Annotated in this window: 18 protein-coding genes and 1 pseudogene; 5 read left to right on the forward strand and 14 right to left on the reverse strand. The window is 67.0% G+C overall.

The features are described from left to right. Positions 1–56: 56 nt before the first annotated feature. Both MF407_RS08055 and dxs read right to left on the reverse strand, forming a co-directional pair. The gene (locus tag MF407_RS08055) at positions 57–1,031 is read right to left on the reverse strand and encodes a phosphotransferase (protein ID WP_129623973.1); all 975 of its coding nucleotides are present in this window, start codon (positions 1,029–1,031) and stop codon (positions 57–59) included. A gap of 3 nt (positions 1,032–1,034) precedes the next feature. Then, a complete protein-coding gene (dxs, locus tag MF407_RS08060) occupies positions 1,035–2,903 on the reverse strand; it encodes a 1-deoxy-D-xylulose-5-phosphate synthase (RefSeq protein WP_129623974.1) in 1,869 nt (622 codons plus the stop codon). A gap of 257 nt (positions 2,904–3,160) precedes the next feature. On the opposite strand from dxs, the gene aspA reads away from it, so the two are divergent. Then, positions 3,161–4,603, forward strand: a complete 1,443-nt coding sequence (gene aspA / locus MF407_RS08065; protein ID WP_129623975.1) for an aspartate ammonia-lyase — start codon at positions 3,161–3,163, stop codon at positions 4,601–4,603. Continuing rightward, a complete protein-coding gene (locus tag MF407_RS08070; RefSeq protein WP_239701973.1) occupies positions 4,600–5,913 on the forward strand; it encodes an anaerobic C4-dicarboxylate transporter in 1,314 nt (437 codons plus the stop codon). The genes aspA and MF407_RS08070 overlap by 4 nt, the downstream gene beginning before the upstream one ends. Positions 5,914–6,243: 330 nt before the next feature. Here the strand turns inward: MF407_RS08070 and acnA are convergent, their stop codons facing one another. Further along, a complete protein-coding gene (gene acnA / locus MF407_RS08075; protein WP_129623977.1) occupies positions 6,244–8,901 on the reverse strand; it encodes an aconitate hydratase AcnA in 2,658 nt (885 codons plus the stop codon). 206 nt (positions 8,902–9,107) lie between these two features. After that, positions 9,108–10,373, reverse strand: a complete 1,266-nt coding sequence (locus tag MF407_RS08080) for a TRAM domain-containing protein (RefSeq protein ID WP_239701974.1) — start codon at positions 10,371–10,373, stop codon at positions 9,108–9,110. A 143-nt stretch (positions 10,374–10,516) separates the two neighbouring features. Here MF407_RS08080 and MF407_RS08085 point away from each other — a divergent pair, with 143 nt between their 5' ends. Both MF407_RS08085 and MF407_RS08090 read left to right on the forward strand, forming a co-directional pair. Next, a complete protein-coding gene (locus MF407_RS08085) occupies positions 10,517–11,182 on the forward strand; it encodes a TrkA family potassium uptake protein (RefSeq protein ID WP_239701975.1) in 666 nt (221 codons plus the stop codon). Between the two features lie 14 nt (positions 11,183–11,196). Beyond that, positions 11,197–11,895 (forward strand): TrkA family potassium uptake protein, encoded by a 699-nt coding sequence (locus MF407_RS08090; RefSeq protein ID WP_129623980.1) that lies wholly within the window; start codon positions 11,197–11,199, stop codon positions 11,893–11,895. Between the two features lie 22 nt (positions 11,896–11,917). Here MF407_RS08090 and MF407_RS08095 read toward each other — a convergent pair whose 3' ends face one another. The 6 genes from MF407_RS08095 to MF407_RS08120 form a co-directional block, all read right to left on the reverse strand. Beyond that, positions 11,918–12,292, reverse strand: a complete 375-nt coding sequence (locus tag MF407_RS08095) for an OB-fold nucleic acid binding domain-containing protein (RefSeq protein WP_239701976.1) — start codon at positions 12,290–12,292, stop codon at positions 11,918–11,920. Further along, a complete protein-coding gene (locus tag MF407_RS08100) occupies positions 12,292–13,137 on the reverse strand; it encodes a DUF3710 domain-containing protein (protein ID WP_239701977.1) in 846 nt (281 codons plus the stop codon). Before MF407_RS08100 ends, MF407_RS08095 begins: the two co-directional genes overlap by 1 nt. 5 nt (positions 13,138–13,142) lie before the next feature. Then, positions 13,143–13,646 carry a dUTP diphosphatase gene (gene dut, locus MF407_RS08105; protein WP_239702880.1) on the reverse strand — a complete coding sequence of 168 codons (504 nt, stop codon included), beginning with the start codon at positions 13,644–13,646 and terminating at the stop codon, positions 13,143–13,145. Between the two features lie 26 nt (positions 13,647–13,672). Continuing rightward, positions 13,673–13,966: a DUF4193 domain-containing protein gene (locus tag MF407_RS08110; RefSeq protein WP_129623982.1), complete on the reverse strand. Its 294-nt coding sequence runs from the start codon at positions 13,964–13,966 to the stop codon at positions 13,673–13,675. 163 nt (positions 13,967–14,129) lie between these two features. Beyond that, complete coding sequence (locus MF407_RS08115; protein ID WP_239701978.1) at positions 14,130–14,948, reverse strand: inositol monophosphatase family protein; 819 nt, start codon at positions 14,946–14,948, stop codon at positions 14,130–14,132. Then, entirely contained in the window at positions 14,948–16,204 is a 1,257-nt protein-coding gene (locus MF407_RS08120; RefSeq protein ID WP_129623984.1) for a ferrochelatase, read from the reverse strand. The genes MF407_RS08115 and MF407_RS08120 overlap by 1 nt, the downstream gene beginning before the upstream one ends. Positions 16,205–16,355: 151 nt before the next feature. Here MF407_RS08120 and sepH point away from each other — a divergent pair, with 151 nt between their 5' ends. Further along, a complete protein-coding gene (gene sepH, locus MF407_RS08125) occupies positions 16,356–17,744 on the forward strand; it encodes a septation protein SepH (protein WP_239701979.1) in 1,389 nt (462 codons plus the stop codon). A gap of 24 nt (positions 17,745–17,768) precedes the next feature. Here the strand turns inward: sepH and MF407_RS08130 are convergent, their stop codons facing one another. The 4 genes and pseudogenes from MF407_RS08130 to MF407_RS15845 form a co-directional block, all read right to left on the reverse strand. Beyond that, positions 17,769–19,391, reverse strand: coding sequence for an MFS transporter (locus MF407_RS08130; protein ID WP_239701980.1), 1,623 nt, complete (start codon positions 19,389–19,391; stop codon positions 17,769–17,771). A gap of 52 nt (positions 19,392–19,443) precedes the next feature. Further along, positions 19,444–20,145: a thymidine kinase gene (locus MF407_RS08135; protein ID WP_239701981.1), complete on the reverse strand. Its 702-nt coding sequence runs from the start codon at positions 20,143–20,145 to the stop codon at positions 19,444–19,446. A 24-nt stretch (positions 20,146–20,169) separates the two neighbouring features. Next, positions 20,170–20,982, reverse strand: coding sequence for an alkaline phosphatase family protein (locus MF407_RS08140; RefSeq protein ID WP_345770843.1), 813 nt, complete (start codon positions 20,980–20,982; stop codon positions 20,170–20,172). Between the two features lie 80 nt (positions 20,983–21,062). Next, a pseudogene (locus tag MF407_RS15845) lies at positions 21,063–21,296 on the reverse strand (alkaline phosphatase family protein); the annotation flags it as partial. Positions 21,297–21,299: the final 3 nt, after the last annotated feature.

A 21,299-nucleotide genomic window follows, 5' to 3' on the forward strand; every position in this document is an offset into this window, starting at 1 on the left:
GATCGAGGGATTCGCGGCCACTGGACGACCACTACCCAGCACGGATGCGGCTCGCCTCATCGCCGGCGTGCAGACCGTACGGCTGCGACGACTTCCTTCACCCATTGCATCGGGTGGTCCGACCACTGCCGCTTCTGGGCATCTGTCGCATTCGCCAGCGCTCGGCGCCACCCGATGATGCGACCGACCCGGGCCAGCAGCAGCGCGTCGGGAAGTACCTTCGACAATTCGGCCGACGACGCGACGTCCGACCAGCACGCCAGGTAGGCCCGCACCATGCGAGCGTCGCGCTCTGGGTCAGCGGGCAGATCGAAGTGGTGCGACGGGCCACGCAGCGGAATCAGCAACGAGCACAACGGATTTCCGAGATAGGTGTCACCCCAGTCGAAAATGCGTGAGTCATGCATGCTGGCACTGGCCGCGTTGGCGACAAAGACATTGCCGGCATGCAGGTCGTCGTGCTGGACGGTGGTCGGCAGGCCGACCGCGTCGAGGCGCGCCGCGGCGTCACGTAACGCGGGTGTGGCCTCTGCGGCCAGGCCCTCACTCGTCCACTCATGCACCAGATCGCAGGGACGGAGCGTGGGTACGCCGGCCGCCGCCATCGCATCGACCGCCTTGACGGACGCTCGTTGCGCCCGGGCATATCGGCGAAGCACCGCCGAGAGGTGCCCCGTGATGTTCTGCGCGTCGGCAACGTCGCGCAGGGTCGGCCCCTGATCCGGCACGAGCAACCAACCCCGCTCGGCATCGGCGGACCACAACGTAGGGACGAGGTCAGGCGCGACGTCGGTGAGTGCGTCGAGCACCGGCACCTCGGCTCGTTGCTGCGGTGCGCATGCCTTGAACCACACGCGTCCGTGATCGGTATCGACCACGAGAAGGGTCGACCATGGGCGCAGGCGCGGTTGCCGCGGTGACGTGGGTATGCGCGTGACACCGCGGCGTTCGAGGTTGTCGTCGATCCAGGCCGTCGCATCGCGCAACCAGTCGCGCGAGGACCACAGATCAGTCGTGAAGTACTCGCCCAACGATCAGTGGGACGCGATACGGGCCAGGACGTCGGTCGTGATGACGTCAGGCGTCAGGCCGATCGACTCCAGCACCTGACCGCGCGACGCGTGATCGAGGAACCGATGCGGAATGCCGTAGGTGTGAACCGGCACGTCGACACCCGCGGATCGCAGCGCATGCGAGACGGCGACGCCGACACCGTGAGTAACCAGGTTGTCCTCGATCACGACCACGCGCTCAACCGACCGCGCTTGCTCGACGATCGCTTCGTTCACGGGGATGACCCACCGCGGGTCGATCACCAAAGTCGAATGTCCTTGTGCTTCAAGCTTTTCCGCGACGCTGATCGCGGCCGCGCACATCGAGCCGACCGCCACCACCAATACTTGCGGCGCGGACGCGTCGTGCAGCACGTCGAGACCATTGTTCTGCCGAACAGCAGTGAGAGGTTCCGCGACGTCGCCCTTCGGGAAGCGGATGACCGTCGGCGCATCGTCGACCTCGACCGCCTCGCGCAGCTGCGCCTTGACCTGCTCCCCGTCGCGCGGTGCGGCCAGGCGCAGCCCGGGCACGATCGAGCAGATCGCCATGTCCCACATGCCGTTGTGCGACGGGCCGTCCGAGCCGGTGATGCCGGCGCGGTCGAGCACGAAGGTCACGCCCTGCTTGTGCAGCGCGCAGTCCATGAGCAACTGGTCGAATGCGCGGTTGAGGAAGGTGGCGTAGATCGCCACGACCGGGTGCATGCCGCCGAACGAGAGACCGGCGGCCATCGTGGCGGCGTGCTGCTCGGCGATGCCGACGTCGAAGACCCGCTCGGGGTACTTGGCGGCGAACTGGTCGAGGCCGACCGGGATCAGCATCGCCGCGGTGATGGCGACGATGTCGTCGCGTTGGGCTCCCAGGCGCACCATCTCGTCGCTGAACTCATCGGTCCAGATGCGCCCGGACACCTCGAACGGTAGCCCGGTCTCGGGATTGAACTTGCCGATGCCGTGCCATTGATCGCCCTCGTGTTCGGCCGCCGGCGCGTAGCCGCGGCCCTTCTGGGTGATCACGTGCACCAAGCATGGGCCGCCGTAGGTCTTTGCCTTCTCCAGCGCATGTTCGACAGCCTGCTCGTCGTGGCCGTCGACCGGTCCCACGTACTTCAGACCGAGGTCTTCGAACATGCCACGCTGCGGCGAGAGGACATCCTTGATGCCCTTCTTCATGCCGTGCAACGACTGGTACATCGCGTTGCCGACGACGGGAGTCTGCTGTAGCCGCGCCTTGCCCCAGTCGAGAACCTGCTCGTACTGGCGGGTGGTGCGTAGCGTGGCGAGATGTTCGGCAAGACCGCCGATGGTCGGGGCGTAGGACCGCTCGTTGTCATTGATCACGATGACGAGCGGGAGTTCGCGGTCGACCGCGATGTTGTTGAGCGCTTCCCAGGCCATGCCGCCGGTGAGTGCCCCGTCGCCGATGATCGCGACGGTGTGGCGATCCTCGCCCTTGAGCTTGCGAGCCCTGGCGATGCCGTGCGCCCAGGACAGGGACGTGCTGGCGTGCGAATTCTCGACGATGTCGTGCTCGGACTCCGCGCGACAGGGGTAGCCGGAGATACCTCCCTGCTTCTTGAGGTCGGAGAAGTCGTGCCGCCCGGTGAGCAGTTTGTGGACGTACGACTGGTGACCGGTGTCGAAGACGATCGAATCGCTCGGTGAATCGAACACTCGGTGCAGCGCGATCGACAACTCGACGACCCCGAGGTTCGGGCCGAGGTGTCCGCCGGTGCGGGAGACCGAGTCGACCAGGAAATCGCGGATCTCCCGCGCGAGTTCGTCGATTTGCTCGACCGGGACGTTCTTGACGTCGCCCGGTGCGTGAATGCCGGAAAGCAGTCCCACGGGTGTGCACGTTCCTTCCACAGGGGGTCAGTCGAGTCTAGGCGATCCGGGGTTCCAACGACCGGACGCCCGGCCGCCGTTCCTGCGCGCCCTGCGCAGTCTTCACGGCAGACCGGCCGGGTGACCGATCGTGTGACCGATCGTGTGACCGACCAGTCACCCGAACAGGTGGTCGTGAGATGCGCTCCGATCCGCACTAGTACTACGCTGTGTAGTGGATTCAGATCGGATCCGTCTTCGAAGGAGTTGAAGCACCCATGAGTCAGGTTCGGATCGAGGAGGACCTCCTCGGTAGTCGTGAAGTACCCGGGGACGCCTATTACGGTGTGCACACCCTGCGCGCCATCGAGAACTTCCGTATCAGCGGAGCAACGATCAATGACTGCCCCGACTTCATCCGCGGAATGGTCATGGTCAAGAAGGCCACCGCGCGCGCGAACGCTGAACTCGGCGCCCTGTCCCCCGAGATCGCGGACGCCATCGAGTGGGCGTGCGACCAGGTCATCGACCAGGGACGGTGCATGGACCAGTTCCCGGTGGACGTCTTCCAGGGCGGCGCCGGCACGTCGGTGAACATGAACACCAACGAAGTGCTAGCCAACCTCGCACTCGAGCACCTCGGACACGAACGCGGCCGGTACGACATCGTCAACCCGAACGACCACGTGAACCGGTCGCAGTCGACCAACGACGCCTATCCGAGCGGCTTCCGCATCGGCGTCCTTTTCGCGCTGCAGGGTCTCATCGACGCCGTGGGCACGCTCGCCGACACCTGCGAGGCGAAGGGCGAGGAGTTCGCCGACGTCCTCAAGATGGGGCGTACCCAGTTGCAGGATGCCGTCCCGATGACCCTGGGCGATGAGTTCCGCGCGTTCTGCGCGACCTTACGCGAGGAGATCGACCGGCTCGAGGCGTCCAGGGAATTGTTGGCCGAGGTGAACCTCGGCGCGACAGCCATCGGTACCGGGCTCAACACCCCCAAGGGGTACCCGAAGGTCGTCACCGCCAAGTTGGCCGAAGTCAGCGGGCTGCCCATCACATTGGCGCCCAACCTCATCGAGGCGACCAGCGACTGCGGGGCGTACGTTCAGGTCCACGCCACCGTGAAGCGGACGGCTTCCAAGCTGTCGAAGATCTGCAACGACCTGCGGCTGCTGTCCTCCGGTCCCCGTGCCGGACTCGGCGAGATCAACCTGCCGGAGATGCAGGCGGGCTCCTCGATCATGCCGGCGAAGGTGAACCCGGTCATTCCCGAGGTCGTCAACCAGGTGTGCTTCAAGGTCTTCGGCAACGACGTGACACTCACCTTCGCCGCAGAGGCCGGCCAGCTACAGCTCAACGTGATGGAGCCGGTCATCGGTCAGGTCATGTTCGAGTCGATCTCGCTGATGACCAACGCGTGCACCACTCTGAGCACCAAGTGTGTTTCGGGCATCACCGCCAACCCGGACACCTGCCGTGACTACGTCATGAACTCCATCGGCATCGTCACCTACCTCAACGACCTCATCGGTCACCACAACGGCGACCTGGTCGGCAAGGAGTGCGCCCGGTCGGGACGCAGCGTCCGCGAGGTCGTGCTCGAGATGGGGCTGCTGGATCAGACGGTGCTGGACACCGTCCTGTCGCCGCAGAACCTGATGCATCCCCGCGACATCACCACGCTCGCCGAACAAGACGAACCGAAGGCCGCGCGATGATCTGGGTCGAACTCCTCGTCGTTCTCGCTGCGATCTTCCTCGGCGCCCGCCTCGGCGGCATCGCGATCGGTTTCACCGGTGGCCTCGGTGTGCTCGTCCTGGCCCTGCTGGGCGTCGAACCGGGCGACATGCCGCTCGACGTCATCTCGATCATCGCGGCGGTCATCGCAGCGATCGCGGCGATGCAGGTCGCCGGAGGCATGGACTACCTGGTCAGCGTCGCCGAGAAGGTGCTGCGCCGCAATCCACGCCACCTGATCTTCCTCGCGCCGGTCATCACCTATCTGATGACCTTCATGGCCGGCACCGGACACACCGCGTTCTCCACCATGCCGGTCATCACCGAGGTGGCGAAGGAAAGCAACATCAAGCCGGCCCGGCCGTTGTCGATCGCCGTCGTCGCCTCGCAGATCGCGATCACCGCATCGCCCATCTCGGCCGCAGTGGTGTTCTTCTCCTCCGTGCTTGAGAAGCAGGGTGTCGACTACCTGCAACTGCTCGCGGTCGTGATCCCCTCGACCTTCATCGGCTCGATGTTGGCCGCGCTGTGCATCTACCTGTGGGATCGCATGAGCAAGCACAGCGCGCTCACCGACGATCCCGAGTTCCAGCGCCGGCTGGCGGCCGGAACGGTCGACATGCGCGGACACACCGAGATCGTCCTGAAGCCCCGGGCGAAGCTGTCCGTCGCGATCTTCCTCACTGGACTGGTGGCCGTGATGGCCTACGCCACCGCCATCAGCGACAAGGTCGGACTCATCTCCGACCCGCCGATGACGCGCGACGCGGCCATCATCGCGTTCATGCTCACCATCGCCACCACGATCGTCGCGTTCTGCGCGGTCGACACCTCGCAGATTCTCTCCGCGTCGACCTTCAAGTCGGGCATGAGCGCGTGCATCTGCGTCCTCGGTGTCGCCTGGCTCGGGGCCACCTTCGTCGGTGCCCACGAGGCCGAGATCAAGTCGGCGGCCGGCGACCTGTTGCGCGATCACCCGTGGACGCTCGCCGTCGTGCTGTTCTTCGCCGCATGCCTGCTGTACAGCCAGGCGGCCACCACCAAGGCACTGATGCCGACCGCCCTCGCCCTCGGCGTGTCCCCCGTCGCCGCCATCGCGTCCTTCGCCGCGGTATCGGCACTGTTCGTGCTGCCGACCTACCCGACCCTGTTGGCCGCCGTGGAAATGGACGACACCGGCACAACCCGCATCGGAAAGGCGGTCTTCAACCACCCGTTCCTGCTGCCGGGCGTCCTGGCGATCGCGTTCTCGGTCGCGCTCGGCTTCGTGTTCGGTGGAGTGCTGCTGTGAAGCGCTCGCGCTGAGAATGATGCGTGCCCGCCACCTGGACGTGGCGGGCACGCCTATTCTTTCGCCTTGAATCGACCACCAGCCGCAGGACAACGTGCGGGTACTTCTCGACCCCGCCGGCCATCCATTCTGCCTCTACACCTGAGGCCCCGGCTCGTTGTGCGATCCAACCCGCAGGACGCAAGCACACAGGCTTGCCCGCCCGCCAGGGTGATGACACCGACTACACCATCGTCGGCCGCAACCTGCTCGAGGCCATCGGCGACGAACGGCACGAAGCCCCGGTCCGAAACGGACCGGGGCTTCGTACTGCCTTGCGTTACAGGCGAATCACTTGACCAGGCTGCGAAGGACGTACTGCAGGATGCCGTCGTTGCGGAAGTACTCCGCCTCACCCGGGGTGTCGATGCGGACGACCGCGTCGAACTCGACCGTGTCGCCGCCTTCCTTGGTGGCGGTGACGTGGACCGTCTTGGGGGTCTTGCCCTCGTTGAGCTCGGTGATGCCCGAGATGTCGAAGGTCTCCGTGCCGTCCAGGCCGAGCGAGTCGGTCGACTGACCCTTCGGGAACTGCAACGGCAGCACGCCCATGCCGATGAGGTTGGAGCGGTGGATACGCTCGAACGACTCGGTGATCACGGCCTTGACGCCCAGCAGACGGGTGCCCTTGGCGGCCCAGTCACGCGAGGAGCCCGAGCCGTACTCCTTGCCACCGAGGATCACCAGCGGGGTGCCCTCCTTGGCGTAGTTCTCGGCGGCGTCGTAGATCGCGGCCTGCTCGCCACCGGCGGTGAAGTCGCGGGTGAAGCCACCCTCGACACCGTCCAGCAGCTGGTTCTTCAGGCGGATGTTCGCGAACGTGCCGCGCACCATCACCTCGTGGTTACCGCGACGCGAGCCGTAGGAGTTGAAGTCCTTGCGTTCCACACCGTGCTCGTTCAGGTAGCGACCGGCCGGGCTGTCGGCCTTGATCGCGCCGGCCGGGCTGATGTGGTCGGTGGTGACCGAGTCGCCCAACTTGGCCAGCACGCGAGCACCGGAGATGTCCTCGACGGGAGTGGTCTCCAGCTTCATGCCCTCGAAGTACGGGGGCTTGCGGACGTAGGTCGACTCGCCGTCCCACTCGAAGGTGTCGCCCTCGGGAGTCGGCAGCGACTTCCAGCGCTCGTCGCCGGCGAACACGTCGGCGTAGTCCTTGACGAACAGTTCCTTGCTGATCGCCTGGGCGATGGTCGACTCCACCTCGGCCGGGTCGGGCCAGATGTCCTTGAGGAACACCTCGTTGCCCTCGGCGTCCTTGCCCAGCGCGTCGGTGTCGAAGTCGAAGTCCATCGTGCCGGCGAGCGCGTAAGCGATGACCAGCGGCGGCGAGGCCAGGTAGTTCATCTTCACGTCGGGGTTGATGCGGCCCTCGAAGTTGCGGTTACCCGACAGCACCGAAACGACCGAGAGGTCGTTCTCGTTGATCGACGCCGAGATCTCGTCGGCCAGCGGACCGGAGTTACCGATGCAGGTCGTGCAGCCGTAACCCACCAGGTGGAAGCCGAGCTTCTCCAGGTAGGGCCAGAGTCCGGCGTTCTCGTAGTAGCCGGTGACGACCTGCGAACCGGGGGCCATCGAGGTCTTGACCCACGGCGGCACCGTCAGACCCTTCTCGACGGCCTTCTTCGCCAGCAGGGCGGCGCCCATCATCACCGAGGGGTTCGAGGTGTTGGTGCACGAGGTGATCGACGCGATCACGACCGCGCCGTCCTTCAGCTCAAAGGTGTCGCCCTCCTTGTTGACGGACGCGGAGCGCAGGTCACCATCGACGCCGTAGTTCTTGATGTCGAGCTTGAACTGCTCCTTGGCCTCCGAGACCACGATGCGGTCCTGGGGACGCTTCGGGCCGGCGATCGAGGGAACGACGGTCGACAGGTCGAGTTCGAGGTACTCCGAGTAGCGCGGCTCGTGCGACGGGTCGTGCCACAGACCCTGCTCCTTGGTGTACGCCTCGACGAGCGCGACCTGCTCGTCGCTGCGGCCGGTCAGGCGCAGGTAGTCCAGCGTGACCTCGTCGATCGGGAAGATCGCACAGGTTGAACCGAACTCGGGGCTCATGTTGCCGATGGTGGCGCGGTTGGCCAGCGGCACGGCGCCGACACCGTCGCCGTAGAACTCGACGAACTTGCCCACTACGCCGTGCTGGCGCAGCATCTGGGTGATCGTGAGGACGACGTCGGTCGCGGTCGCACCGGCGGGAATCTCGCCGCTGAGCTTGAAGCCGACGACGCGCGGGATGAGCATCGAAACCGGCTGGCCGAGCATCGCGGCCTCGGCCTCGATGCCACCGACGCCCCAGCCGAGCACGCCCAGGCCGTTGACCATCGTGGTGTGGCTGTCGGTGCCGACGCAGGAGTCGGGGTAGGCGACGCCGTCGCGCACCATCACGGTACGGGCCAGGTGCTCGATGTTGACCTGGTGGACGATGCCGGTGCCCGGGGGCACGACCTTGAAGTCGTCGAACGCGGTCTGACCCCAGCGCAGGAACTGGTAGCGCTCCTTGTTGCGGCCGTACTCGATCTCGACGTTCTTCTCGAACGCGTCGGGGCGGCCGGCGACGTCGATGATCACCGAGTGGTCGATGACCATCTCGGCCGGCGCGAGCGGGTTGATCTTCTTCGCGTCGCCACCGAGCTCGGCGACGGCCTCACGCATGGTGGCGAGGTCTACGACACAGGGCACGCCGGTGAAGTCCTGCATGATCACGCGTGCCGGCGTGAACTGGATCTCGGTGTCGGGCTCGGCGTTCTCGTCCCACTGACCGAGCGCGTTGATGTGCTCCTTGGTGATGTTCGCGCCGTCCTCGGTGCGCAGCAGGTTCTCCAGCAGCACCTTGAGGCTGAACGGGAGGTTGTTGCTGCCCTCGACCGTGTTCAACCGGTAGATCTCGTAGGACTGATCCCCTACCTCGAGGGTGCCCTTGGCCCCAAAACTGTTGGTGCTCACGCCAACTCCTTCATCGCATCGGTCTGGCTGTCACGGGCAACAGCCCGATTATCTTGACGTCAAGATAATCCAATCACACCGGATCGGCGCGGAATCACGAAGGTTCACCTAACTCACGCGCGTGGTGTGCCTGCTCCGATTCAACACCGTTCGACCGCGCGACACGCCCCTGCCGGGCAAGATCCTCGTGAGCGCCCGACCCGGTCTCACCGCGCTTCGAGGATCGCGATCGTCTCGACGTGATGGGTCATGGGAAAGGCATCGAACGCCTCGATCGAGGTCGGCGCGTAACCGACCTCGGACGCGTACGCCAGGTCGCGCGCCAACGCTGCGGGATCGCACGCGACGTACGCGACAGCCCGCGGCGCACGGGCTGCGATGGCTTCGATGACCTCACGCCCCGCGCCCGTGCGTGGCGGGTCGAGCACGACCAGATCGGCCTCGGCCTCCAGGAAGTCCAACTGCTCTCGCACGTCACCGACGATGAAACTCGCGCCGGGGACGTTCGCGTGCGCCTGCTCCACGGCCGGCTCCGAGCCCTCGACACCGAGGACGTTCGGCGCACCGACGACATCTGCGAAGAACGCGGAGAACAGGCCCACACCGCAGTACAGATCGAGCACCTTCTCGCCCTCGACCGGCGCCAACTTCGACAGCACGTGCTCGACGAAGGTCGTGGTGGCCCCCGGGTGGATCTGCCAGAAGCCGCGCGCGCTCACCTCGAACTCGTGTTCGCGTCCGTTCGCCGCGACCACCTCGCCCAGCACCGGAATCTCGTCCCCCGACTCCAGCGGCAACTCGACTGCAATCACTTCGTTCTCAGAGGTCACCGCGACGTCGAGACCCGACAGACCGGGCTTGAAACGCTCCTCGTAGAGACCGACCTGACCGATCAGCGGGTGCGCGATCCGGCAGTTGTCGATCTTGATGATGTCGTGCGAGCGGTGGCCACGCAGGCCGAGACGCCCTCCCCCGCTGATCGTGAACTCGACCCGGGTGCGCCAGCCGGCACCGTCGTCGTCACCCGGCACGGCCTGCACCTGACCGTTCCATTCGATGCCGGCCAGCCGCTGCAACTGTTCGCGCACCACGGCGGTCTTCAGATCGCGCTGATAGGCGGCGGTCGTGTGCTGCCAGTCGCACCCGCCACACTTGCCCGGACCGGCGAACGGACACCCGTCGTCCACTCGCTCGTCCGATGCTTCGAGCACCCGGACGGCATCTGCCCGCAGAAAGCTCGACTTGTCTCCCCCGTCGGTCACCCGCGCGATCACGCGCTCGCCGGGCAAGGCGTGCCGGACGAACAACACGCGTCCCTCGTGGCGAGCCACGCAGTGACCGCCGTGCGCGACTGGACCGATCTCGACCTCGAACTCCTGACCGACCAGCGATCGGCCTTGGTTGGAACGCGACCGCGGACGGCGCTGGTCGCCACGTCGACGCCCACGTCCCGAACCCGACGGACGGCTCATCGCGCGACCCACGCGGCGGTGCACGGGCAGGACGGGCCGGGGATGCATGGAAGGGACATGATCGGAGCATAGGCAGCAGGTACGGCATGGGGCGAACCGCCGAGGTTGGGAGTGCACCCACCTGCTCCGGTAGCGTCTGCTGAGTGCACTACGTGATCATGGGCTGCGGCCGTGTGGGCTCCACCTTGGCGATGTCGCTGGAAGCACAGGGACACTCAGTCGCCGTCATCGACCAGAACGAGGCCGCCTTCCGGCGCCTCGGCGCAGCGTTCAAGGGACGACGCGTCACCGGCGTCGGATTCGACCGCGACACCCTGCGTGCAGCCGGCATCGACCGGGCGTACGCATTCGCGGCAGTCAGCAGCGGTGACAACTCCAACATCCTGTCCGCCCGCGTGGCCCGTGAGACGTTCGACGTCGAGCACGTGGTCGCCCGTATCTACGACCCGGGCCGCGCGGAGATCTATCAGCGGCTCGGCATCCCCACGGTGGCCACCGTGAAGTGGACCGCCGACCAGGTGATGCGCCGGCTGGTGCCTGCCGGAGCCGTCCCGGTGCACACCGACGCGAGCGGCGCGGTGACACTGGCCGAGATCCCGACCGACCCCAGCTGGGTCGGCACTCCGCTGGTCAAACTGGAGGCGATCACCGGCGCCCGCGTCGCCTACCTGACGCGGCTGGGTGAAGGGATGCTCCCGGTCAAGAACACCGTCCTGCAGGACGGCGACCTGTTGCAGATGCTGGTGCGCACCGACCGTCTCGCCGCCCTCGAGCAGTTGCTCGCGGGTCAGCGTCCGACCGAAGTCTGAGCGAGGGAATTTCGATGCGAGTCGTCATCGTCGGAGCAGGTTCGGTCGGCCGTTCGATCGGCCGTGAATTGCTCGTCAACAAGCACCAGGTGCTGTTCATCGACAAGTACGCGGACGAGGCGAAGAGCCAGTCCGTGCCCGAGGCGTCCTGGTTGCTGGCCGACGCGTGCGAGACCAGCACACTGCACGAGGCCGGCCTCGAGGACTGCGATGTCGTGGTCTGCGCGACCGGCGACGACAAGGTCAACCTCGTCGTCTCGTTGCTCGCGAAGACCGAGTTCGGCGTCGGGCGCACGGTCGCCCGCATCAGCAACCCGAAGAACGAGTGGATGTTCGACGAGAGTTGGGGTGTCGACGTCGCGGTGTCGACCCCGCGCCTGATGACCGCCCTGGTGGAGGAGGCTGTCTCCGTCGGTGACCTGGTCCGGCTGTTCCAGTTCCAGCAGGGTCGCGCTGCGATGGTCGAGATCACCGTTCCCGCCGACGGACCCGTCGTGGGCAGCACCATCGCCGAGTTGGAGCTGCCGAAGGACACCGTGCTGGTCGCGATCATTCGCGACGAGACGCCGATCGCGCCGAAGCCGCACGACGTCGTCGAAGGGTTCGACGAACTGCTGTTCCTCACCACCCCCGCGTCCGAGCCGTTGCTCGGCACCGCGCTCACCGGTCAGGACGCGTCCGAGATCCGTCTGGTGACCCCAGACGTCCTTTGACCTTGGAGATGGGCGGCAGTGGTCAGCGGTCGCTGCAGGGGATGATTTCGTAGCGCGGGTTGAACATCACCGGCAGGCTGCGTTTGAACGACACTCGACCGTGCGCGGTCAGCATCACGCCTGGTTCGATTCCGGCGATGCTGCGCCGACCGAGCCAGCTCAGCGTCAGCACGCCCGAACCGTCGTCGACGGCAGCGAGCAGGGTCCAACCGTCCTCACCCAACTGCTGAGCAGAGACCTCGGTGATCGTGCCCGTGCAGGTCGCCGATGAACGGTCGACGAGCTCGGCGACACGAATGCTGCCCGAGGCAAGGGCGTTCTGCTGCAACGCTTCTCGGTCGTGTTCAACGCTCGAACCCGAGATTTTTCGGGCCCAGCGACGCAGGCGGGAATCCATCAACGGATCTCGGTGATCTCCGGACCGCGGTCGAACGGGTTCGGGAGTTCCTCGCCCGCCTCGTCGTACTCGCGCACCGGCTCGGTGTTCTCCGGCAGTCGAAGCGGCAGGAGTTCGCGGGGAGCGCGCGGCTCACCGCCACGGGTCACGACCACGCCGCGGATGAACTCCAGCATCTGCTCGGCGGCCTCGTCCTCCATCGCGGCTTTGCCGGATAGGACGGCGCGCAGGAACCAGCGTGGGCCGTCGACGCCGACGAAGGTCGCGGCGGAGTGCGTGGTGCGACCGTCAGGGCCGGTGGCCGGCATCCGGACGTGCAGTTCGTACCCCAGTGCGCCGACCATCTCCTGCGCGGTACCGCCGGTGCTCAGCAGGTTGTCGTGGATCTCGCCACGGATTCCTTCCCACACACCGCTGGACTTCGGTGCAGCGAAAACCTGCATCTGACACGCAGATTCGCCGACGATCGCAGTCAGGCCGGTGATCTCCTGTCCCGATTCGTCGACGTCCAGGCGAAGTTCCATCTCGGCGATCGGGACGATGGCGATCGAACCGAAGTCGACGCGGCCCTCGAGGTCGTCGACCTCCGTGCGGTCGAACGGGCCATTGCTGCGGTCGACCTCACGCGAGTTCAGGCGCGGGGTGCGGGCAAGCTTGTCGGCGTTCTTGTCGGCGGCAACAGCCGGGTCGGTGCGTGCGTCGTCGGCGCTGTCGTCAGAGGTCCCGGTCACCGGTTCGCCGACTGCGGCGTCCGTCTCGACGTCACGCACCTCTTCGGTGTCGACCTCGGTCACGGCTGGCTTCTCGACCTCGGCCGCCTTGTCCTTGCGACGGAAAATACCCACGGTTCTCAGTCCTTGCTCGTGCTGTCGGAAGTCGTGCTGTCGGACGGTCGGTCCGAAGGGCGATCTGTCGGTGTCGTGGACGAACCGAAGCCACCACTGGCTCCGTGTCCGCTCACACCTCTCACGCTATCGGGAAGGGCATCCACGGGTTCCCACTCGACCCGGGCACATGTCTGCACCACGAGTTGGGCGATGCGGTCACCTCGCTGCACCTGGAAGGTGTCGCGTGGGTCCAGATTCATCAGGTTCACCAGCACCTCGCCGCGGTAGCCGGCGTCGATGGTGCCAGGAGCATTGACGATGGTGATGCCGTGCTTCGCGGCCAGCCCGGACCGCGGGTGAACCAGGCCGACGAAGCCGTCGGGTATGGCGAGCGCGATACCGGTGCGCACCAACGAGCGCTCACCGGGTGGCAGTGAAACCGCTTGCGCCGCATACAGATCCATGCCCGCGTCGCCGGGTTTGGCGTACGCGGGCAGTGGCAGCTCCGGGTCGAGCTGGTGGATCATCAGCGGCAGTCGGTCAGGCACAGCGCTCAGGCGCAGTCCTTGCAGATCGGCAGGCCGTCACGCTCGCCGGCGTGCTGACTGCGGTGGTTGACCAGGAAGCAGCGTGAGCAGGTGAACTCGTCGGCCTGACGCGGGACGACGCGGATCTCCATCTCCTCACCGGAGAGGTCCGCACCCGGCAGCTCGAAGCCTTCTGCCTGCTCGGTCTCGTCGACGTCGACCTGACCGCTGGTGTCGTTGCGACGCGACTTGAGTTCCTCGAGGCTGTCCTCGGAGAGGTCGTCGTCGGTCTTTCGTGGAGCGTCGTAATCGGTGGCCATCGAGGTCCTTCTTCGTCGTCAGTTCGGTGCGTCGGCCGGGCGGTACCCCGGCTTCAGTCGCGGTAACGCTCCCGACCCGTTTTTTGTGCCCGCCGCGCGGGAATTGTGCACCATCGCGGCCGAGGAGTGCGCACCGGGTCCGCGGTTTCACCCTCGTGGGTGGTCATCCGTCAGCAAGCACCCGGAGCGCCACCTGCTCGACCAACCCCGCCGGGCCTGCGATCACCATGTGCTTGTCGGGCTCCTGGTCTGCCCCGCGGACCACTCCGCCCGCTTCCCGGACCAGCAACTGACCGGCCGCACGGTCCCACGGATTGAGGCCGGACTCGAAGTACACGTCCAGGCGTCCGGCCGCAATGGAGCACAGATCGAGCGCCGCGCTCCCGATCCGGCGCACATCGCGCACGTCACCGATGAGCTCGGCCAGCACAGCGCCCTGTCGCTCCCGCTTGGCCGCTTCGTACCCGAAGCCCGTACCGAGCAGCGCCATCCCCAGATCCTTCGTGCCGCTCACCGAAAGCGGCTGCTGACGCAACCCGATGCTCAGGTGCGCTCCCCCGCCACGATGGCCGTGGAAGAGTTCGTCGGTCACCGGGTTGTAGACCGCGCCCGCGACGGGGACGAGTTCCTCCGGCCGGGTGATGTCGCCGGTACAGGCTGCGATCGACACCGCGTATGCCGGAATCTCGTACAGGTAGTTGACCGTCCCGTCGATCGGGTCGACCACCCAGGTGATCCCACTCGAGCCCGCGTCGCTGGTGCCTTCTTCACCGAGCACACCGTCGTCCGGACGACGGTGTGCGAGCTCGTCGCGGATCAGACGTTCGCTGCGCCGGTCCATCTCGGTGACGACGTCGGTCAGGCTGGTCTTCGTCTGCGCGACACCGAGCCCGGCGGGGCGCTCCTGGACGATCAACCGGCCGGCGAGCACCGCCACGTCGCGGGCAACCTGTTCCAGCGCTGCGGCGTCGTGCGATGCCATCAGTCGGAGCCGCAGGCAGCCGGCAGCGCGGTACGCAGGTTCGGGCAGCAGCCCGGGCGACAGATCGGCGGCATCGCCTCACCCGGCCACGCCGGCATGGTCACCTGCTCACCGCGGGCCTGAGCGGCGCGCTCCTCGACGAGGTCGACCAGCCCGCTGACGAACTCCAGGTCGATACCGACGGTCGGGACGCGCGTCATGCGCAGCCCGACTTCCTGTGCGGTTTCGGCGGCCTCGGTGTCGAGATCGAACTTCACCTCCATGTGGTCGGAGATGAAGCCGATCGGTGCCACGACGACGTCCGTGACGCCGTCCTCGGCGAGCGAACGCAGGTGATCGTTGATGTCGGGCTCGAGCCAGGGCTGGCTGGGCGGGCCGGACCGCGAGCAGTAGACCAGTGCGCCGTCGAGGTCGCGGTCGAGCGTCGCGCCGATCTCGTCGAGTGCGACGTGCGCCAGTTCGTCGTGCTGGTGCTCGTACAGGTTTCCCTCGCCATCGCCCGGGCCGGAGGTGTCGTCCATCGCCTCGGGGATGGAGTGGGTCACGAACACGACCCGCAGTTTGGAGTCGTCAGGCTGGTCGGCCGCACGGACGGCGTCGGTGATCAGCCGGATGTTGGTGCGGGCGAAACTGGGATGCGTGGCGTACTGGCGCACCTTGTCGACGTGGAGTTCCTTGCCTTCCTCGGCGAGTTCGGCCAGCGAGGCAGCGATGTTCTCGCGGTACTGCCGACACGAGCTGTAGGAGGAGTAGGCGCTCGTGGTGAGCGCGACGACATTGCGCATGCCGCCGTCGTAGGCCTCCCGCAGCACATCGGTCAGGAACGGTTCGCTGTTGCGGTTGCCCCACAGCACGGGGGTGCTGATGCCCCGCCGGCGCAGTTCGTCGTGCAGCGCCGACTGCAGGGCCCGGCACTGGTCGTTGATGGGGCTGCGACCGCCGAACTCCATGTAGTGGTGGGCCACTTCTTCCAGTCGCTCGTCGGGGATGCCACGTCCACCGGTCACCCGGCGCAGGAAGGGCATGACCTCCTCCGGTGACTCCGGACCACCGAACGACAGCAGGACGATCGCGTCGTACGGCGGCAGAGCGGTGTCCCCACCCTCGCCCGACGGCTGGGGCTCAGGGGTGGTCTGCCCGATGTCCGTGGTGGGATCCGTGGTGGGATCCGTGGTGGCATCCGACGCTGCCTCGGGGTTCATGGGTGCGGAGCCGGAGTCCGCAGGGTCACGGGGGTCGGCGGTGGGAGAACTCATGGGTCCATTGTCACCCCCGTCCCCGGGGCGGGGCGCGGCACCCGTCGAGGTCTCGTGTGTGCCTCGCGCCCGGCGTGCCGTCCGGTCGGATCACACTCACCGTGGCAAGGTGAACCACGGTTTGTCGAAGCCCGGGAAGGCATACATACACATGCGCGACTTGCGATTCGTCGGTGTCGATGACGAAGGCACGCGACTGCTCCTCGTCGACGACGACGGTGAACAGCACCAGGTCGAGATCGACGATGCCCTGCGCAGCGCCGTCCGCGCGGTGCGCTCCCGGCTGAACGACGACGGCGTCGACCCGAACGTGCGCCCCCGCGACATCCAGGCGTTGTTGCGCTCCGGCCTGACGATCGACGAGGTCGCCGATCGCACCGGTTGGTCCACCGACAAGGTCGGCCGATTCGAACCGCCGATCCGCGCCGAGCGCGACCACGTGGCGCTCACCGCACAGAAGCTGCCGTTGCACGTCCGCGTCGGCGGACGTGAGCAGGGCACCACGGTCGGCGAACGTGTCAGCAGCCGTCTTTCGCACCGTGGCGTGGCCGCATCCGACATGAACTGGGACGCCTACCGCGGCGACCGCGGGTGGACGATCGAGTGCCGCTTCCCCGCCGGCGGACGTGCCCGAGTCGCGACCTGGCGCTACGACGCGCAGACCCAGAGCCTGCACCCGACCGACGACGAAGCACGCTGGCTGAGCGAGGACGACCAGCCGACCGCGACGATGCCGTTCGGCAAGAACCCCGCCAACTCGGTCGTCTACGACGTCGTTGCCGAAGGTGGTCTCGATCAGCAGGCGACCGCGCCGCACCGTCCCGCGCGTGTCTCCGCACCGAAGATCCCGCACGCTGCGCCGGACGAGGCGCAGGAGACGGACAGCTCACCGGAGCCGTCGGACTCCGCTGACACCGACGCCGACGCGGCAACGCCGGTCGCGAACAAGGACGACCGTCCGGTCGACCTGGTATCGGTGATGCGCGAGCGGTCGAAGAACCGTCGCAAGGCGAACGCGCGCCGCAAGGGCGAGAGCCACCCGTCCGGCAATCACCCGGCGGGCAAGCAGTCCGCCGCAGCCGGCGACGACACGGACGGGGGCGCCGAGGAGCCGGATCAGCCCACGGTCGACGAATTGGGCCACGACCCCGTCACCGGCACGGTCGACCTGTTCGGTCTCGGCGAGGTCGAGCCGTTGCGACATGAGGTGGTCGCCCAGGATCCTGAGGACGTCGCCGTCGACGAGCCTGGGGATTATGCCTCCGAAGACGCCTCGGATCACCCGGACATCGAACCGGGTCCGAGCTTCGGCGACGACGTGTCCGACGACGTGTCCGACGACGTGTCCGACGCCGATTCAGACGTCGACGAGGTTGCCTCGAAGCAGGTCGTCTCTTCGCCGGCCGAGCCGTCCGACGGCCGGGGCGACGACGAACCCGAGCAGGTCGTGCCGTCTCGTCCGAGTCAGGCCCGCAAGGGTCGCCCGTCGGTGCCCAGTTGGGACGACATCATGTTCGGTAAGCGCGGGCCGAAGGAGTAGGCCGCGCTCGAACCCGCCTGCGCCTCAGCGTCGTTCGCGCGGTGGCGGGTTCATCGCCTGCTTGCGACTGATGCCCATCGTCGGGCTGTCGTGTACCCGGTCGTACGGGCCGGTCGAACCGGAACGAACCGTGCGCCCGGTGTGCCACCACAGCACCAGGCCCGCCCACACCACCAGCAAAGCCGCGGACAGGTACATGCCGAGTGTCGCGTCGGTGGGGATGACGACGGCGACGATGCCACCGATGACCCACGAGAGCTGAAGCAGCGTCTCCGAGCGCCCGAAGACGCTGGTGCGCATGTGTTCGGGTACGCGGTCCTGGATCAATGAGTCGAGCGCGAGCTTGCCCAACTGCTGTCCGACACCGGCGACGAGCGCCACCAGGACGGCCGTCCACAGGCGGAAGTTCAGCGCCGCGAACACCACCACGGCAGCGTCGACGATCAACATCACCAGGACGATGATCCGCGGTGAAGCAACCTTCATCAGGTTGCCCATCACCGTGCCGAGAGCATTGCCGAGTCCCGCTGCGCCGAGCACGAGGGCCAGCAACTGGGTCTGCTTGTTCTCCCAGCCCGGGAACGGTTCGGCGCGCATCAGGAAGGCCATGAACAGCGTCAGGAAGCCGGACAGCCAGCGGAGGCCGGCGTTCGCCCGCAGCGCGGAGATGACGTCGCCGGAGATCGGGAACTTCGTTTTGCGCCGGAACATCGGCGCGGGCTTCTCGCCGATGGTCGAGTCGACCCGGGGTGGCAGCAGGATCGCCAAAATCGTGCCGATCGTGAACAGGACGAAGGCAACTCGCAGTGCCCACTCCGACCCGCCGAACTTCGCCGCACCACCGGCAAGTGCACCGGCCATGACGGCGCCGACGACTCCGGCCAGCGACAGCCGGCTGTTGGCCTTCACCAGCGTCATCGAATCGGGCAGCAGGCGTGGGGTCGCCGCGGATCGGCTGACCAGATACGCCTTGGACGAGACCAGCACGCACATCGCGACCGGGAACAGCAGGGTGGATTCAGCGGCAACCGCTCCTGCGAGCACCCAACAGAAGAAGGCGCGGATCGCGAGCGTGCCGCCGATCGCCCACCGGCGACCGTGGCGCAGGCGGTCGAGCACGGGACCGATCAGGGGCGCGACGATCGCGAACGGAAGCATCGTGAGGAGCAGGAACAGCAGCGTCTGGGTCTTGGCCTGCTCCCCGGGTGCGGCGAAGAAGACGGTGCCGGCCAGACCGATGGCGACCGCGGCGTCGCCGGCCGAACTGAACGCGTGCACCTCGATGAGGCGGCCGAGACCGGACTCACCGGCGCCGTGCGAGTTGCTCGCCCGACGGGCAGCCTTCAGGGTGCTTCGTCCGGCACCGGCGGTCATCCGGGCGACAGCGCCGGCCGAGCGTGCTACTCCTCGACCGACTACACGGGTGCGCGAGGACGGCATCGCGGTGCCACCTGACAGTCCATCTCGGCGGTCGGCGTACCTGACGTCGAACCGGCGTCGGTCACGGCGATCGTCGTCGTCACGTCCGTACTGGGATTCGTGGCCACGATCGTCGTAACGACGGGACTCCCGCCGCCGGTCGTCCGGGTGCTCCGTGCGCGGGCGCGGCAACGGGGCGGTGGGCCGGTGTTCGTCCCGCTCGCTCATCGCCTCGTCCCCTGCCCGGCGTCCATGTCGATCATGCTTCCATCCGCCGGTGTCACTGCCCGGGTGAAGTATCGCTCATCGGCGCCGAAGGCAGGGGGCACAATCCGAGATCGAAGGGAAGAATGTCCGCGGAACCGCTCTGCAGGCGGGCGGCGGCCGAGGTCATCCGGCGCATGTAATGCCGTCGACACAGCACCTCGTACTCGACCGCGTGCGCGGTTTCACCGGCGACGTCGCCGACGACGACCTGTTCGCCCTCGACGACCATGTGTCCGTCGACGACGCGGGCGTTGTGGGTGGCACGGCGACCGCACCAGCACAGCGCCTCGACCTGTGGTACCTGCAACCGGTCGGCGAGTTCGATCAGTCGCTTCGAACCCGGGAAGAGCTGGGTGCGGAAGTCGGCCATGATGCCGAACGCGTACACGTCGATGTCGCATTCGTCGACGACCCGCGCGAGCTGCTCGATCTGCTCCGGCTCGTAGAACTGGGCCTCGTCGCAGATGACGTAATGGATCTCGCGACCATGGGCGGTCTGCGCGATGACCAGTTCCCAGAAGTCCAGCTCGTCGGTCACCTCGACCGCCTCACGCGACAGGCCGAGACGGGAGGAGATGACGGCCGCGCCGGCGCGGTCGTTCTTGGTGAAGATGAGTCCTTCGCGCCCGCGCGCTCGGTGGTTGTGCTCCATCTGCAGGGCGAGTGTGGACTTGCCGCAGTCCATGGTGCCGGAGAAGAAGACGAGTTCAGCCACGAGGTACGACTCTAGATGGCCGGATCAGTCGGCGGGACGGTGCAGCACCGGAACGGCCATCTCCGCGGCGGTGAGCGAGCCGTGCTGACCGGTCAGCTCACCCACCTTGGTGGTCATCACGCGTGAATCCCAGTAGCCGTACGGGCCGTCCATGGCCACGAGCACGTCGCCGAGACGGGGCGCGATGTGCGGTTGCACCGGGCCGAACAGTCCTCGCGAGACGGCATCGGCCATCGGCAACACCCAGCCCTGTTCGCCCAGCCGCGCGGTCCAGGCGGCTAGGACGTCGTCGGTCGCGCCGGGCTCACAGTAGAGCTGCAGGGATCGCATCTCACCCCCGGTGTGCCGGACGCCGGCGGCGAGCTCGGGGTCGAAGGCGATGTCGGTCTTGTTGGATTCGGGGATGTCGATCATGCCGTGGTCGGCGGTGATCGTGAGGCTGACGCCGCGCGGAAGACGCGTGGACAACCGTTGCAGTTCGGCGTCCACCGCTTCGAGTTCATCAACCCATTCCCATGATTCGCAACCGAATTCGTGACCAGTGCGGTCGAGGTTTCCCCAGTAGAGGTAGGTGAGGCTGCGGGGCTGCCGAGCCACGCGGGCCAGCACGATGTCGACGCGTTGGGCGAGCGTGGCGGCCGTGGCGAAACCGGCACCGCGTAGCGCAGCCGTCGTCAGGCCGGAGCCGTCGAAGTAGTCGTTGGCGACCATCGTCGTCTCGATCCCGGCAGCGGCAACGCGCTCGAAGACGGTCGGTTCACGCTGCCAGCGGCGCGGATCGGGTCCGTTCTCCCAGGAGAGTTCGTTGAACAGGAGGTCGGTGGCCGGATCGACCACCTGGTAGCCGAGCAGGCCGTGCGATCCGGGGGAAGTCCGGTGCCGAACGTGCCCATGCTGGTCGCGGTCGTCGACGGGAAGCCCGCGGTCGCACTCGCCGCGTCGATCATCAGCGTCCGCATGAACGGTGCGTGACCGGAACGGGCCCGAAGAAGTTCGGCGCCCAGACCGTCGACGAGCACGACCACCGCGCCACGAGCCTGCGGCAGGGCGCCGCGAAAACCTTTGACGCCGAGCGAAGCTGCTGCCGACGGCAACACCCCGGCGAGGTCGGTGGCCCCGTAGCTCGGCGCTGCGGGCAGCGGGCGTATCACCGG

Source organism: Yimella sp. NH-Cas1 (assembly GCF_022359705.1).
In the GTDB taxonomy this organism is placed as follows: domain Bacteria; phylum Actinomycetota; class Actinomycetes; order Actinomycetales; family Dermatophilaceae; genus Yimella; species Yimella lutea.